Annotated in this window: 13 protein-coding genes and 1 tRNA gene; 1 reads left to right on the plus strand and 13 read right to left on the minus strand. The window is 59.9% G+C overall.

Translation table 11 applies throughout. The features are described 5' to 3' along the window. Positions 1–71 precede the first annotated feature (71 nt). The 6 genes from clpX to AAY81_RS06625 form a co-directional block, all read right to left on the minus strand. Positions 72–1,415, minus strand: a complete 1,344-nt coding sequence (clpX, locus tag AAY81_RS06600; protein WP_066662955.1) for an ATP-dependent Clp protease ATP-binding subunit ClpX — start codon at positions 1,413–1,415, stop codon at positions 72–74. A gap of 37 nt (positions 1,416–1,452) precedes the next feature. Beyond that, entirely contained in the window at positions 1,453–2,073 is a 621-nt protein-coding gene (gene clpP, locus AAY81_RS06605; protein WP_066662957.1) for an ATP-dependent Clp endopeptidase proteolytic subunit ClpP, read from the minus strand. A 144-nt stretch (positions 2,074–2,217) separates the two neighbouring features. Beyond that, entirely contained in the window at positions 2,218–3,777 is a 1,560-nt protein-coding gene (gene tig, locus AAY81_RS06610) for a trigger factor (RefSeq protein ID WP_066662959.1), read from the minus strand. Between the two features lie 84 nt (positions 3,778–3,861). Beyond that, a tRNA-Leu gene (locus AAY81_RS06615) sits at positions 3,862–3,946 on the minus strand. 145 nt (positions 3,947–4,091) lie between these two features. Beyond that, entirely contained in the window at positions 4,092–5,975 is a 1,884-nt protein-coding gene (locus AAY81_RS06620) for an AMP-binding protein (protein WP_240480564.1), read from the minus strand. A gap of 14 nt (positions 5,976–5,989) precedes the next feature. After that, entirely contained in the window at positions 5,990–6,568 is a 579-nt protein-coding gene (locus AAY81_RS06625) for a helix-turn-helix domain-containing protein (protein WP_066662961.1), read from the minus strand. Positions 6,569–6,816: 248 nt separating this feature from the next. On the opposite strand from AAY81_RS06625, the gene serC reads away from it, so the two are divergent. After that, a complete protein-coding gene (serC, locus tag AAY81_RS06630) occupies positions 6,817–7,905 on the plus strand; it encodes a 3-phosphoserine/phosphohydroxythreonine transaminase (RefSeq protein ID WP_066662963.1) in 1,089 nt (362 codons plus the stop codon). Positions 7,906–8,105: 200 nt separating this feature from the next. Here the strand turns inward: serC and AAY81_RS06635 are convergent, their stop codons facing one another. The 7 genes from AAY81_RS06635 to AAY81_RS06665 form a co-directional block, all read right to left on the minus strand. Beyond that, the gene (locus AAY81_RS06635) at positions 8,106–9,167 is read right to left on the minus strand and encodes a class I SAM-dependent methyltransferase (RefSeq protein WP_066662966.1); all 1,062 of its coding nucleotides are present in this window, start codon (positions 9,165–9,167) and stop codon (positions 8,106–8,108) included. Positions 9,168–9,284: 117 nt separating this feature from the next. Further along, positions 9,285–10,493, minus strand: a complete 1,209-nt coding sequence (rpoD, locus tag AAY81_RS06640) for an RNA polymerase sigma factor RpoD (protein ID WP_143117342.1) — start codon at positions 10,491–10,493, stop codon at positions 9,285–9,287. A gap of 854 nt (positions 10,494–11,347) precedes the next feature. After that, complete coding sequence (locus tag AAY81_RS06645) at positions 11,348–12,406, minus strand: radical SAM protein (protein WP_240480565.1); 1,059 nt, start codon at positions 12,404–12,406, stop codon at positions 11,348–11,350. Then, complete coding sequence (locus AAY81_RS06650) at positions 12,324–13,313, minus strand: NAD(P)-binding domain-containing protein (protein WP_066662980.1); 990 nt, start codon at positions 13,311–13,313, stop codon at positions 12,324–12,326. The genes AAY81_RS06645 and AAY81_RS06650 overlap by 83 nt, the downstream gene beginning before the upstream one ends. A 52-nt stretch (positions 13,314–13,365) precedes the next feature. After that, the gene (locus AAY81_RS06655; protein WP_066662982.1) at positions 13,366–14,295 is read right to left on the minus strand and encodes a DegV family protein; all 930 of its coding nucleotides are present in this window, start codon (positions 14,293–14,295) and stop codon (positions 13,366–13,368) included. A gap of 5 nt (positions 14,296–14,300) precedes the next feature. After that, complete coding sequence (locus tag AAY81_RS06660; RefSeq protein ID WP_066662985.1) at positions 14,301–15,233, minus strand: DegV family protein; 933 nt, start codon at positions 15,231–15,233, stop codon at positions 14,301–14,303. Between the two features lie 15 nt (positions 15,234–15,248). Beyond that, positions 15,249–16,154, minus strand: coding sequence for a DegV family protein (locus AAY81_RS06665; RefSeq protein WP_066662988.1), 906 nt, complete (start codon positions 16,152–16,154; stop codon positions 15,249–15,251). Positions 16,155–16,157: the final 3 nt, after the last annotated feature.

Raw genomic sequence — 16,157 nt, forward strand, 5'->3', positions numbered from 1 at the left:
CGCTTCTACCTTTCATCCGTACACAACACGACCCTCGCATGCACGCAAGCGAACATGCGAAGGCCGGAAAACTATGCGCTTACCGCTTCGCCCGACGCAATGACATTGGCGCGGGGCTTGATTTCGGGCTTGGTTTCGCCCGTAACGTCGCTTGCACGTACGACAACCGTAGTTGCTTCGGTGAACTCGGGCAAGTCGTACATGATATCCATCAGGATATTCTCGCAAATGGAACGCAGGCCACGAGCACCAGTGTTGTGCTCGAGCGCCTTGCGCGCGATGGCAAGCAGAGCTTCCTGCTCGAAGATGAGCTCGCTGTTCTCGAACTCGAACATGCGGTGGTACTGCTTGACCAGCGCATTGCGGGGCTCGGTGAGAATGCGAACCAGGTCGGCTTCCGAAAGCTCCTTCAGGTTCGTGATAACCGGGATACGGCCCACGAATTCGGGAATCATGCCGAACTTGTTCAGGTCTTCGGGGAGCACCTGCGCCAGCAGCTCGGCGTCTTCGTGCTTCTTGCTTTCGGGCAGTTCCGCATTGAAGCCAATGCCGCTCTTGCCCACGCGCTCGGCGATGATGTCGGACAGGCCCACGAAGGCACCACCCAGAATGAACAGGATGTTCGTGGTGTCGATGTGAATGAGCTCCTGCTGGGGATGCTTGCGGCCGCCCTGCGGGGGCACGCTGGCCTCGCAGCCTTCCACGATCTTCAGCAGGGCCTGCTGCACGCCCTCGCCCGACACGTCACGCGTGATCGACAGGTTTTCTGCCTTGCGGGCGATCTTGTCGACCTCGTCGATGTAGACGATGCCGATTTCCGCGCGGGGAATGTCGAAGTCGGCGGCCGTGATGAGCTTGAGCAGGATGTTCTCGACGTCTTCGCCCACGTAGCCCGCTTCGGTGAGCGTGGTGGCGTCGGCGATGGCGAACGGAACGCGCAGCGTGCGCGCAAGCGTTTGCGCCAGGAGCGTCTTGCCGCTGCCCGTGGGGCCCAGGAGCATGATGTTGCTCTTGGCGAGCTCGACGTCGTCGTCGGAAGCATCAGCATCGAGGCTGATGCGCTTGTAGTGGTTGTACACGGCCACGGAAAGCGCGCGCTTGGCTTCTTCCTGGCCCACCACGAAATCGCTGAGGCGATCGTAGAGCTCGTGCGGCGTGGGCAGGTTCTCCAAGACGTCGGCAGGAGCCGGCTCGCTGGACTCGTAGGACGCAGCGAGCTCGGGGTTCTCGTACGCATCGTGGGTGTTCATACCCATATCGCGCATCATGGCCTCTGCGCATACGGAGATGCACTCGTCGCAGATGCAGATGCCATTGGGGCCGCTAATCATGGAATTGACCTGCTGCGGCGTTTTACCGCAGAAGGCGCACCTGATGTCTTCCTCGCGGGTTCCGTCGTTCCTGTTTTTCGTCATTGAATTCTATCCTGCCCTATGTTCCCTCTGGGATTGTCTATGCGTTCTGAGCGACGCGGGAAGAGACCACCTGGTCGATGAGACCGTATTCCATGGCTTCCGTAGCGCTCATGAAGTTGTCGCGCTCGGTGTCGCGCTGGATGGTTTCCAGGCTCAGGCCCGAGTTGTCGGCCAGGATCTGGTTCAAGCGCTCGCGGATGTAGAGGATCTCCTTGGCCACGATGGCGATTTCGGTCTGCTGGCCCTGAGCACCGCCGGAAGGCTGGTGAATCATAACGCGGCTGTTCGGCAGCGCGTAGCGCTTGCCCTTCTTGCCGCTGGACAGCAGCACGGCAGCCATGGAGGCGCACTGACCAATGCAGATGGTGCTCACATCGCAACGGATGTAGTTCATGGTATCCAGAATGGCCAGACCAGCGGTGACGCTGCCTCCGGGGCTGTTGATGTACAGCGAGATGTCCTTTTCAGGATCGGCGGATTCCAGATGCAGCAGCTGAGCCACCACGGAATTCGCAACGTTATCGTCGATCGCCTCGCCCAGGAAAACGATGCGCTCGTTCAGCAGGCGGGAATAGATGTCGTAGCTGCGCTCGCCACGGGGCGACTGCTCGATGACATAAGGAATAAGCGCAGACTGCGGGGTAACAAATTCGTTCATAAACGACCTCTGTTCTTCCTTGACTCCTAATTGACTGCAGACATTATACGTAAGTGAAACGGGTTGACGACCCATGCCGCCAACCCGTTATCTTTACGCAATCGTGTTAATGCGACGTAACGTAACTACGGTTCCCCGTGCTGCTTATTCGGCAGCGAGAATAGCGTCGACCAGCTCAGCCTTCTTCAGACCCTTGACGTCGATGCCCATGCCCTCGGCCATTTCCTTCAGCTCGGCAACCTTCATCTTGTTGAGGGCCGTCTTGTTCGGCTTGTCGGAAGCGGCAGCTTCGGCCTTGGGCTCTTCGGCGGCAGCCTTCTTCTCGGCCTTCTTTTCAGCCTTGGGGGCAGCCTTCTTCTCGGCTTCTTCCGCAGCAACGCTGTTCAGCTTCTCGCCCGGCTTGAGCTCTTCGACCTTCATGCCTTCGATGATGGCATCGAGAGCACGGCTGCGGCGCATGCCCGCACGCAGGGAAGCGATGCGGCCAGCCTCGCGCCATTCGCGCTCGAGGGCAGCAGCGTCGTCGGAGCCAGCCTTTTCGAATTCAGCGGTGATTTCCTCATCGGTGATTTCGATCTTGGCGTTGCGAGCCCAGGCGTCGAGAGCAAGATCCTGCTCGGTGACATCCTTGGCCTGACGCTTCAGGTCGTCCTTGAAGGTGTCGGGGGTCATGCCCATCTGAGCCAGGTAGGCGTCGAAGGTCATGCCGGACTGCTGAATCTGCATGAAGAAGTTCTGCAGCAGGTTCTGCTCTTCCTGCTCGCACAGCGAGGCAGGAGCTTCGCCCTGCAGGCGCTCCTGGATGGCATACAGTGCTTCGTTCTCGCGCAGGCGAGGCATCATCTGGGACTTCTGATCCTTGATGCTATCGGCAACGCGGTTGCGCAGCTCTTCGACGCCACCTTCGAAGCCAGCCGTCTCGCGGGCCCACTCGTCGGTGATTTCGGGGAGGATGCGCTTCTTGACCTGGTTGACCGTGACCTCGAAGGCAACCTTGCCCTTGGTGCCGGCAGCCATCATGGAAGGCTCGGCAGCCATGTCGATCTCGAAGGACTTGGAATCGCCCTTCTTCATGCCCACCAGTTCGGCGTCGAAGCTAGCGGGGAACAGGCCCTGACCAAGCTGGTACAGGCGAGATTCGCTCTCGAGCGACTCGATGGCGTTGCCCTCTTCGTCCTTGGCGGAGATGGCCAGCTCGGCGAAGCTCTCTTCCTTGAGCTTCGTGTTGGCGGCAGCATCTTCGAACGTGTAGTAATAATTACGCAGCTCTTCGATCTGGTCGTCGATTTCAGCGTCGGTGGCTTCCTCGGAGGGGAGCTTCACGGAAATCTGATCGTAGCTAGAAAGCTCGAATTCGGGGCGGGTCTCCACGGTGACGGTGAAGCTGAAGGGCTTGCCGGCTTCGACCATGGCCTCGGCGTCCTCGAACTTGGGCTGGCTGATGGCGATAAGGTCTTCAGCATCCATAGCCTGGGGATACAGCGAGTTCAGCACATCGTCGGTGACGGTGGCCACCACGGCTTCCTTGCCCAGCACGTTGTCGATGACGGGACGGGGAGCCTTGCCCTTGCGGAACCCGGGGAAATTGTACTTGTACGCGAAGTCCTTGTACTGCTTCTTGATGCGCGCATCGACTTCCTTGGCGTCGATCGTGATCGTCAGCTTCTTCTGGTTGCCGTCCAGAGCCTGAACTTTGGTTTCCACTCGAAATCCTCCATCTGTTTTCTTAACCCAAGATGCGCATAAGCGCATTCGTGTACGTTTGTGCAGCTAAACGCTTTAATGTGTTGGTGCGGGTGAAAGGACTTGAACCTTCACGAGTTTCCCCACCAGAACCTAAATCTGGCGCGTCTGCCAATTCCGCCACACCCGCGCGTATTCTGCCAACGCGCGTATACGATACCTGTCTTGGGGCGAAGGATACAAAAGATTGCAAAATAAACGCACGCGCCACACAAAATAGCGGGGTGGCCGAAGCATTTCGACCACCCCACCCCATTGGCTCTTTTAAAGTTCGCCTAGTGCTCGCGGAACATGCCGCCCTTGGAATCGTCTTCCTGGCTGGCGCGCAGGGCTTCCTCGTCGGCGAAAACCGTCTGGTTCACGCGGTCGGTAAGCTCCTTGGCCATTTCGCGCAACTTGTACTTCTGCACCTTCTTCGCCGGGTTCATGGGGAACTCGTCCACGAAGAACACGCGCTTGGGCACCTTGAAGCGGGCGATGCGCGGGATGGCGTAGGCGCGAACGTCTTCCTCCGTCATGTCCTCGAAGCCAGGGCGCGTGCGGATGAAGGCACCCACGATCTCGCCCAGCTTCTCGTCGGGAATGCCGACGACCTGCGCATCGAGCACGCCCGGCATGGTGAGCAGGAAGTTCTCGACTTCCAGCGGGTAGATGTTCTCGCCGCCGCGGATGATCATGTCCTTGATGCGGCCAGTGACGCGGTAGTAGCCGTCTTCGTCGACCGTGCCCATGTCGCCCGAATGCAAGTAGCCGTCGGCGTCGATGGCCTCGGCCGTCTTGTCGGGCATCTTGTAGTAGCCCTTCATGACGTTATAGCCCTTGCAGCACAGCTCGCCATGCTCGCCGGGCGCGCACTCGTGGCCATCGTTCGGATCGACGACCTTCACGCTCACGGGCGGGTGCTTGCGACCCACCGTATGGCACTTGTGGTCGATGTCGTCGTCTACGCTCGTCTGCGTGAACACGGGGCTCGTTTCCGTGAGGCCGTAGCAGATGGTGATGTCCTTCATGTTCATCTTCTCGATGACCTCGGCCATGGTGGCGGGAGGACAGGGGCTACCAGCCATAATGCCCGTGCGCAGGCTGCTCATGTCGTACTGGCTGAAGTTCGGGTGATTCAGCTCGGCAATGTACATGGTGGGTACGCCATAGACAGCCGTGGCCTTCTCGCGGTCGATGGCGCGCAGCACCATTTCCGCGTCGAAGCTCTCCACGCCCACGATGGTAGCGCGATGCGTGAGGATGGCCATGATGCCCAGCACGCAACCAAAGCAATGGAAGTACGGTACGGGCAGGCAGACGCGGTCGTTCGGCGTGAGCTTCATGCCCTCGCCAATGAAGAAGCCATCATTGAGGATGTTGCGATGCGTGAGCATAACGCCCTTGGGGAATCCCGTGGTGCCGCTCGTATACTGCATCATGACCACGTCGTTGTTGTCGAACGACTTCGTGACCTCGTACAGTTCCTCTTCCGCTACGTGCTGGCCCAGCAGAAGCAGCTCGGGTACGCTGTAGAACCCACGATGCTTTTCAGGCCCCATGTAGATGAGGTTCTTCAGGAACGGGTACTCTTCCGTGTTCAGGTAGCCACGCTGCTGCGTGAGCGACTCGGGAATGAGCTCGCGCACGATTTCCTTGTAGTCGATATCGCGGAACGAGTCGATGATGCACAGCGCCTTCATGTCGCTCTGCTTGAGCACGTAGTCGAGTTCGTGGCTCTTGAACACGGGGTTCATGGTAACCATGACCACGCCGATCTTCGCGCAGGCATACATGAACGTGACCCAGTCGGGCACGTTGCGCGCCCACACGCCCAGATGATCACCCGGACGCATGCCAATGTAGAGCATGCCGCGCGCCAGGTTGTCGGTGCGCTCGTCGAATTCGGCGTACGTCCAACGCAGGTCGCGGTCGGGATACACCATGAACTCGTGATTGGGCTCGATTTCCGCACGTTCGCGCAAGTACTGGCCGATCGTCTTTTCGGAATGCATGGGGAAATCCTGGTCGCCCGGCAGCACCGGCGTACCATCGGCACGCGGAGACGGGTTGTCGAATTCCTTCTGCTGCTCGCGACGATGCGCGATTTCGGCCGGCGTCCAGCCGAATTCCTCACGCAGATGGTCGCGGTTGGTTTGCTTGTTCTGTTCTTCCGACATGGTTCTCCCCAGCCCTACACCGGCGTGTACACGCACGCCAGGAACTTCGCCGTCTGACCCTTATGGGCGCGCACCTGATGAGGCACGATGGAGTCGTAATAGATGGACTCGCCCGGATGCAGCACGTAAAGTTCCTTGCCATACTCGATTTCCACTTCGCCTTCCAGGCCGAAGAGGAATTCCTCGCCTTCGTGGCCCACCAGCTTGTGATCGAGCTCGCCCGAGGGGGAGATGGTGATGATAAAAGGATCCATGTGGCGCGAGGGATGGCCCGCGGCCAGGCTGAAGTAGGAAAGGTCGCCGGCATCGCTGGCGGTTTCCAGGCTCTTCATGCGCACGACTTCCTTCATCTGCGACTGCGAGATGTAGGCAGGGCCCAGATTGTCGTCATCGTCCATGAGCGTGCCCAGGCGAACGCCCAGGGCGCGGGTAATCTTAATAAGCGGGGCAAGCGACGGGGGCAATTCGCCAGCCTCAAGGCCCTGGATGGTCGCAAGATCGGCACCGGTGCGATCAGCAAGATCCTGCTGAGAGAGATGGTGCGCTTCGCGCAGCGTGGTGATTTTAGCGCCGAGCTTGTTTTCTTCGGTCATCCTGAACCTCCTCATTTGTAGCCGGGAACCGGCCCACCGCCCTTCGGTGGTTTTGCACATTCTAGTGCTTACTGGTACAGCTTACCGCAATTACACAATACTATCGCAGACTAAAGTACGAAATACCGATGCCATCCATGTAGATGCGAGAATGTTCTCGCCGAACAGGCAGAAAGTCATCCGCACGCGCCCCAGAGAGTGCTACAGTCGTTGAAACCTATTGAGCCAACCGATGCGAAGGAGGGTACATGCCACGCGTTTACAATTTCTCGGCCGGACCGGCAATTCTGCCTGAGCCCGTGCTCGCCCAGGCGGCAGCCGACATGATGGATTACCAGGGGTGCGGCATGTCAGTGATGGAAATGAGCCATCGCTCCCCCGCCTTCCAGGGCATCATCGACACTGCCGAAGCCGACCTGCGCGACCTTATGGGCATTCCCGAAAACTACGACGTGCTGTTCCTGCAAGGCGGCGACAGCCTGCAGTTTGCCGCGGTGCCCATGAACCTGGCGCTTGCCAAGCATGGCGTGGCCGACTACATCGTCACGGGTCAGTGGTCGAAGAAGGCGCAGCAGGAAGCAGCGCGTTTCATCGACGCGCGCATCGTGGCAACCGGCGCCGAGGACAACTTCAGCCATCTGCCCGACTGCTCCGACCTCCCCCTTTCGGAAGACGCCGATTATGTGTACCTGTGCCAAAACGAAACGGTGCATGGCCTGCGCTTCGCCCAACTGCCCGACACGAAGGGCAAGGTGCTCGTAAGCGACCAGAGCAGTATGTTCCTTTCCGAACCCGTTGACGTAAGCCAGTTCGGCCTCATCCACGCAGGCGTTCAGAAGAACGTGGGGCCCGCAGGCGTGCAGATCGTCATCGTACGCCACGACCTGGTACCCGAAGGCGACATCGACGGCGTGCCCGTCATGATGAACTACAAGACGCACGTGGACAAGAAGAGCCTGTACAACACTCCCCCGTGCTGGAATATCTACATGTGCGGCTTGGTGTTCAAGCATCTGAAGGAACTGGGCGGTCTGGAAGCCGTGCAGAAGATGAACCAGGAAAAGGCTCAGCTGCTCTACGACGCCATCGACGAAAGCGCGCTGTTCAAGGGCGTAGCCGCGAAGGAAGACCGCAGCATGATGAACGTCTGCTTCGTTACGGGCGATGCCGACCTCGACGCGAAGTTCGCCAAGGAAGCCACCGCCGCAGGCCTTACGAACCTGAAGGGCCATCGCAGCGTAGGTGGCCTGCGTGCGAGCATCTACAATGCCATGCCGCGCAAGGGCGTGGAAGCGCTCATCGCCTTCATGAAGGACTTCGAGGTTCAGAACCGCTAAGCGCAACCCAAAACCCAACACGAGAAACGCCGCTCCGATTGGGGCGGCGTTTTTGCTGGAAGCGGGTGACAGGGGGACGGTTCTACTGTCACCCCTCGAAATCGCGTATCACCGTTCAACTAGGTAAAAGGGATGACAGGATAACCGTCCCCCTGTCACCCTTACTACCCGACTAAGGTGACAGAAGGTACGTCCCCCTGTCACCCTGCGCGCTTCACCAGGAAGCAGCGGTGAATCTTGGGATTGCGCTCGAAATCGTGTGGGATGGTCTGTTCGCTTATGTCCTGCACGGAAAGCCCCGCCGCATCAAGCGCCGCGGCATCGATTTTGAACCCGCGCAGGTTGCAGCTGAATACGATGGTGCCCTCGGGCTTCAGCACGCGTGCGATAGCCTGCAGGAGCTTGGCATGATCGCGCTGCACGTCCCACGTGCGCTCGCCCATGGCCTTGCCGTTGCTGAACGTGGGCGGATCGCAGAACACCAGGTCGTAGCGATGTGAGGTGGCAGCCTCCTGCACGATCCAACTAGTGACGTCGGCACGCACGAAATGATGCGGCGCACCCGTGAAGCCATTGCGCTGCATGTTGCGCCGCGCGCGGTCCAAATACGTTTGCGACATATCGACGGTCGTCGTGGAAAACGCCCCGCCGCCAGCCGCATGCAGCGTAGCCGTACCCGTGTACGAGAACAGGTTCAGAAAGCGCGCACCTTCCGCCATCTTCCCCACCATCTGACGCGTCACGCGATGATCCAGGAACAAGCCCGTGTCCAAATACCCTGAGAAATCGAGTTCGACCAGGTAATCAGTCTGCTTCAGATAATCGGGCTCGGTGGTGAACGCCACGTGCGATTCGTGCTGCTCATGCGTGTACTGACCACCACCCTTGGCCTTGCGGCGCTGCTTGGCGAACACGTTTTCGGCGGGAACGTCGAGCGCGAAGGGAACCACGGCGAGCACGTCTTCGAAACGCACCGCTGCCTCGTCTTCGCCGATGGATGCAGGGGCCCGATACTCGGCTACCACGCAATAGCGATTGCCTTCCGACTCGCCCTTGCCCTCGAAGAGCTCGATGGCCACGTTGTACTCGGGAATATCGGCGTCGTACACGCGATAGCAGGCAATATGCTCGCGCTTTGCCCACTTGCGGCGTTCCTTGGCCACCTTGCGCACGCGATCGACGAACTGGCGCACCTTCGCATCATTCACCTCGACCACATGCTCGGCTCCACCATGGGCGTCGGGTACGGAAATCGTGGGCATACCGGCTCCTTGCAGTACGGGCGCCCCAGGCGCAGCTAACAAAAGAAAAGCTGGCATTCCGACAGGCACGAACAATGCCATACCGCGGAATGCCAGCGAAAAAGCGAAAGCGGAAGATTAATCCTCCAGGTAATCCTTCAGCTTCGAGCTGCGGCTGGGATGACGCAGCTTGGCGAGCGTCTTGCTCTCGATCTGGCGAATGCGCTCACGCGTAACGCCAAATTCCCTGCCCACTTCTTCCAGCGTGCGGGGATGGCCGTCCTGCAGGCCGAAGCGCAACATGATGACCTTGCGCTCGCGCTCTGCCAGGCCATCGAGCACCTTCGTGAGCTGTTCCTGCAGCATGCTGAAGCTCGCGGCATCGGGCGGCACGATGGCGGCATCGTCTTCAATGAAGTCGCCCAGCTGGCTGTCTTCTTCCTCGCCGATAGGCGTTTCCAGGGAAACGGGCTCCTGGCTGATCTTCTGGATTTCGCGCACGCGATCGGGCGTGAGATCCATTTCCTCGGCGATTTCTTCCGGGGTTGGCTCGCGACCAAGATCCTGCAGCAGACGACGCTGGATGCGCACGAGCTTGTTGATGGTTTCCACCATGTGCACGGGAATGCGGATGGTGCGGGCCTGGTCGGCGATAGCACGCGTAATGGCCTGGCGAATCCACCAGGTAGCATACGTGGAGAACTTGAAGCCCTTCGTGTAGTCGAACTTTTCGACGGCGCGAATGAGGCCCAGGTTGCCTTCCTGAATGAGGTCGAGGAAGAGCATGCCACGACCCACGTAGCGCTTCGCGATGGAAACGACCAGACGCAGGTTGGCTTCGATGAGCTGCTGCTTGGCGTCGAGGCCCACCTGCTCGATGCGAGTGAGGCGACGGCGCTCGCGGCGCTCGAGCTCGATGCCCTCGGCTTCAGCTGCCTCGAGCTTTTCGGTGGCTTCCACGCCAGCTTCGATCTTCATGGCGAGGTCGATTTCCTCGGAGGCATTCAGCAGAGGAACCTTGCCAATTTCCTTCAGGTACATGCGCACCGGATCGCCGGTGAGCAATGCGACGGAGGTATCGGAGGAACGACGGCCGCGGCCCGTGCGCGAACGCGCATGCGTCACCTTCGGGAGGTTGACGTTCGTAGTTGCCTTGAGTTCTTCCTCGGGGATACCTTCGAGCAGGTCGTCGCCATCCTTGTCAAGCGAATCCTCGCTCGACACGCCCTCGTCTTCGGGAGCTTCGTCGGTTACCGTTTCGGGTGCTTCGACGTCTTCCAGATCGATGGACTCTTCATGCTCGACATCTAGCGCTTTTTCAGAAGTTTTACGAGAGGCTGCTGCCACGTTACTCCCTTCACAGCTGTTTTTACCAACCCTGTTCACGTGAAACAGGGCATAGAGATACAGCAGAATACTTTACCACACTTGTACCGTTTTCCGCCCGTCGCGCGACAAGAACATCACAGTCTTGCAGGTCTGTTCCGGTTGCGGGTCCATCCCCGGGGCATCCCGAGTCGTTCCAGGCCGTCCCGGGGACCCCGAGGGGCGAAGCCCGCTGGCGCACCGCTCCGCTGCTCGCGTGGTTTCGGCCCCGCACGGGCCGAAACCTACGCTCGTGCGCTGCGCTGGTTCATGCTTTTACTGGGCGCTGTTCGGGATGGGGCCTTCGAGTTGCGTGAGGCTTCGCCTCCCGCCCTCGCCGGCCCCATCCCGAACGTAGCGCCTTTTAGAATGCTTTCACAGTGTCGCCTGCGGGCTTCGCCCCTCGGGGTCCCACTGCCACGATCGGGTAAACCCGCCGTGCTCGGCTTCGCCTTTGCACGGCGCAGCGGCGGGTACGGGTCGCAAGCATCAGGGGCTGGAACTCGATTCGCTTCGCTCGGCTGCGCCTTTGCTCAGCCGCATGACGGTACGGGCAGGAACCGAAGTGGTTGGGGCCTTACCTGCTTCGCTCGGCTGCGCCTTTGCTCAGCCGCATTGAATCGGGGTCGACAACGTTAAGGCCGATCGTGCATCTGCCTTTTGTACTTCTGGGGTTGGGGAACCCGTTTCCATCCCGAAAACGTTATGGGTTGGGGTTCTTGCGCAGCCGCGATGACAATGGGGCCGACAGCGTTAGTTCCGATCGCGCATCTGCCGTTTGTACTTCTGGGGTTGGGGAACCCGTTTCCATCCCGGAGCTGGATATTGCTGAGACGCTAAACCACTCCCGTATTGTCGAAGGCGGGGATGAAGCTTTCGGTAGCAGCACCGCCTTCTTGCCAGAAGTAATCGACCATTCCCAGAGTGTCAGCGAAGTCGAGGAGCTGGTCGTATTCATGCTCGGGGACTGTATGGTTGAGCTCGGGCAGGTTGGGGAAATCACGCATGGGCGTGTATTGGTTCATGATGCTGTAGAGCACGCTGGAACCGTATTCGTGCCAGAGGTAGTCGAGGATGTGCTTGCTTTCCTGCAAACGGCCGGGCATAAGCAAATGGCGGATGACGACACCGCGCTCCAGGCGTTCTTCCCCACCAAAGAGGCCAAACGCGGGCTCGCCCGCTGCCTCCGCCATCGCAGCCAAAGCCTGCGAAGCAACATCGAAATATTCGGGCGCATGGGAATACGTGCGTGCAGCATTGCTTTCGCCATCGCGCCAATAGCGGAAATCCGTGAGGTACACGTCAATGCAATCGGAATACTCGCGTATGGTCGAAGCATTCTCGTAGCCACTCGTGTTGCAAATGAACGGCAGCTCGAAGTGACGCTTGGCAACGCGCTTTCGCTCGAATTCGGAAAGGGCACCCGCTTGCACGCGCTGCTCAGGCAGCGCGTCTTCCATGCCCGCAAGCAATTGCTGCGCTTGGCGAATGAAGGGAAAATAATGGCTGGGCGTAACCAGGTTAATGTTCGCCGCGCCCTGCTCGCGCAGCTCAACGAAGATGCGCGCCAAGCGATCCACACTCACGTCGGTGCCGTGGTTGCCGCAGGCAATCTCGACGTTCTGGCAGAAGACGCACCGCAGAGGGCAATGGCTAAAGAACACAGCCCCGCTACCCGCACCCACGCTAATGGGAGGCTCCTCCCATTCATGAAGCGCGGCGCGCGCAATACGCAGCTCGCTAGCCGCGCCGCACACGCCGCGCTCCCCCGCCGCGCGGTTCGCACCGCACCGGCGAGGGCAGAGTTCGCACTTAGTTGGCAGAATAGCCACCGAAACCGCCAAAATCCTCTTCTTCATGATGATGGTGATGATGCCCACAATCGCACTCGCCATCATCATCGTCATCGTAATCGTCGGTAGCGCCCAGCGACGTATAGGCCTCCTGCGCGCGATTCCAGTCGAGACCGAACTTCGAGCTCTCCTCCTCGTCGCGATACACGAGGGAAAGCGCAGATGCGGCCATGTCGACACCACCAATGGTGGCAAGCAAGCGCAGCAGATAATCGGCCGCTTCAGACAGCGGAACAATAAGGTTGAACTCATCGGCGCAGGCCATGACGGTCTCGATCTCGCCAAGCAGCACCTCCACGGTGCACGTACTCGTGAAGGAATTCTCCTCGAGCGCATGTGCCAGGCTTTCGATCTGAGGCGATACCATCTGGGCACGCACGACGCGATCGGCCTCAGCCACGGAAGCGGAAAAGCCACCCGCCACACGGCAGAGCGCATCGGCTTCCATGAACGCCTGAAGCGCCATGATCTGTTGGATGGTGAACGAGCACTTGGCCAGCTGGGCATCGCCCGAGCCACCGCAGGGTTCCACCGTACCCACCAGAGCGGCAAGCATTTCGGCTACAGCATTGGCATCGGCTTCCTCGCCTGCCACCAGGGCAAGCAGGTTCTGCGGGCTGCCAAACGCATTCGGCAGCGTAACGTCGCGCACCACAAGCGGCGCCTCCACGACATGCAGGTCGTTCACCTGGGCAACCGCGGAAAGCTCACGCGCAAGCGACGGAGTGGCGGCGCTAAAATCAACCAGATAGGCACCGGGCTTCGCCTTCGAGATGATGCCATCCTCTTCCAGATAGACGTTCTCGAGCGACTCCTGCGACGTGCAGTACGTGAAGATGACGTCGGCACTGTCGACGTCGGATGCCGCAGGAAAGCCAGCGGCAGCAAGGTTCTGGGCGAGTACCTGGCAGATACCCTGATGACCCACGAAAACAAAAGACTTGGGCATATGCCCTCCTTTTCGTCGAAGCGGGATGCCTTGGCATCCCGCGTTGTTCAGACTAATTAGACTTAACCCTGTTGGCGATGCGATCGGAAACCGAAAGGTTCTTCCTGCGATCGTTGCCCCAGAAGCAACAGGAAAGCATGCCCGGCCCCACGTGGCAGCCGATGGTGGGCCCGATGTTCAAGTTCAAGAACATCGCCCCCTCGTCTTGCTTGGTGAGCAGCGCCTCAAGCTTATCCACATCGTGCGGAACATCGGCATTGCCCACGGCAATGGGCTTGCCAAGCGAGTCAACGTCACGGTTCTTCATATAGAAATCGACCATGCGCTTCATGCCCTTCTTGCGGCCGCGCGATGCGCCGATGATGGACAGCTTGCCCTGCAGATCGAACGTAAGCAGCGGCTTCACGTCGAGCTTGGTGCCCGCCACCGCAACGCTGGCGGGAATGCGACCACCGCGATGCAGGCATTCGAGGTCTTCCACCATGAAGATGATGTGCGTGAAGTACCGGGCCTCGAGCGCCCAATCGGCAAGTTCCCTGGCCGTCATGCCGCTCTGTTGCAGGCGCATAGCCTCCTGCACGAGCAAGCCAAGCGGCGTGGAACCAATAAGCGTATCGACCACGTAGAGCTCGATGCCCTCGCCAAATTCGCGCTTCATGCGATCGAGGGCCATAAGGGCACCATCGTATGCACCCGAAATGCCGCTCGACATGCACAGGTACACTGTGGGAACGCCCGATTCCACGGCAGCACGGAAGGCTTCCTCGTAGACCATCTGGCTGGGCTGCGACGTGGTGGGCATAGCGCCCTTGCCGATCCACTCGTAGAACTCATGAGGAGTGCGCGACTGGAACGAATCGTCTACGTAGCTGGCCATATTGTCGGAATACGAGAACGGCAGCATGGTCACGCCGGGAACATCCCACATTTCCTTGGGCAGGTCACAGCAAGAATCGATGATGAGATTGCACTTATAGTTCATGGTTGCTACTTACCCTTCACTCGGCGTGCGATGCGGTCGGCCACGGAAAGCTCTTCGCGGCGGTCGGGCCCCCAGAAGACCACGGCGAGCATGCCGGAGCCCACGTGGCTGCCAATGACGGGGCCAATGCTCGAATCGACGAACACGGCCGTGGGGTTCACCTTGCCGATTTCCCCACGCAGGCGCTCCATGTCCTTCGGACAATCGGCGTTGCCCATAAGCACCTGGTTGGAGCCGCCGGAAGCGTCGAAATGCTTGTCGTAGTATTCGGCCAGCTGGCGAATGCCCTTCTTGCGACCGCGCGCCATGCCCACCAGGGAAAGATGACCTTCCAAGTCGAAGCCGAGCAGCGGCTTCACGTCGAGCTTGGCACCCGCAAGCGCAACGCCCGAAGGGATGCGACCACCGCGACGCAGGGCATCCAAATCGTCGACCATGAACTGCGCATTCACGAAATAACGCGCCTCTTCGACCCATGCAACCATTTCCTCGGCGGAAAGGCCAGCGGCGCGCTGCTCGATGGCACCCATGACCAGCAGGCCCTCGGCAATGGAGGCAAGCTTCGTATCGACGATGAGCAGCTTGCCGTCGGGATGCTGCGCAGCCAGCGAATCGCGCATGAGCACCGCAGCGTCGTAGCTACCAGAAAGGCCACTGGAAAAGCTCAGGTACACCGTGGGAACACCGCTTGCATACGCCTTCTCGAACTCGTCGTGCAGCACGCGCGCGGGCAGCTGGGACGTCGTGGGAGGCTGACGCTTCTTGTCGCGCATGGCGGCGAAGAAATCGCGGGGCGACGTGGTCTGGTACAAATCGTCGATATGCTCCACGCCGTCGAAGACGTACGGGAACTTGATGAGCGTAACGCCAGACTTGTCGACGGCGCTCAGGGGAAGATCGCAGCAGGAATCCACGATCAGGTTGCACTTCGGCTGCATAACACCTCTATTCTGCTAATGCGTGCACGCTAGCTGCTGCACATTGCCCGTGATCTTCAGGGCAAGCGGATTATTGCATTGGTAGGCCAAGCCCATGGCCGGGCCCACGTGACAGCCCACGACGGGGCTAACGGGAACGACGTCAACGGAGCGCCCAATGTGCGGCTCGACCACCTCGCGAGCCCACTCAACGGCGCGCTCCTTGCTGCCGATATAGTGAACCACCAGGTGCTTCAGGCCACCAGCTTCCTGGATGTCCTGGTCGAGCTGGGCAAGCATGCGCGAAAGGGCCTTCTTCTGGGAACGCACCTTTGCGATTACGCGCACGCTGCCATCGGTAACGGTGAGGATGGGACGCACGTTCATGAGACCACCCAACAGCGCACTGGCGGCGCCAATGCGGCCACCCGCACGCAGGAAGGCGAGCGAATCGGGCGAGAAGATGATGCGCGAGCTCTGCACGCCGAAAAGCGCACGCTGCACGCAATGCGAGAGCGAATGGCCCGCATGCACGGCGTCGAGCGCTTCAAGCACGCCACCCGTGGAGTCGCCACCCGTAGCGCTGGTGTCGATGAATGCATAGCGGAACGAAGCATGGCGCGCTTCGACCACGCGAGCCGCGCGAATTACGCCCTCATACGTGCCCGAAAGGCCCGACGAGAGGAACAGGCCAATTACGCTATCGCCTGCCTGGGCGGCGTCTTCCAGCTCCTTTTCCACTTCCAGCGGAGAAGGCTGGCTCGACGTGGGAATATCCTCGATCATATCGCCGATATGGGAATAGAATTCATCGATATCCATCTGGGATTCCACGTATTCCTTACCCGCATGGCGCACGAAGAGCGAAAGCACGCGCAGCTCGGGAGCGTTACGCACCTCGGGCGGCAGATACACGGTGGAGTCTACGAGAACGCGAATCACGGC

The sequence above is a fragment of the Denitrobacterium detoxificans genome (assembly GCF_001643775.1).
Taxonomy (GTDB): domain Bacteria; phylum Actinomycetota; class Coriobacteriia; order Coriobacteriales; family Eggerthellaceae; genus Denitrobacterium; species Denitrobacterium detoxificans.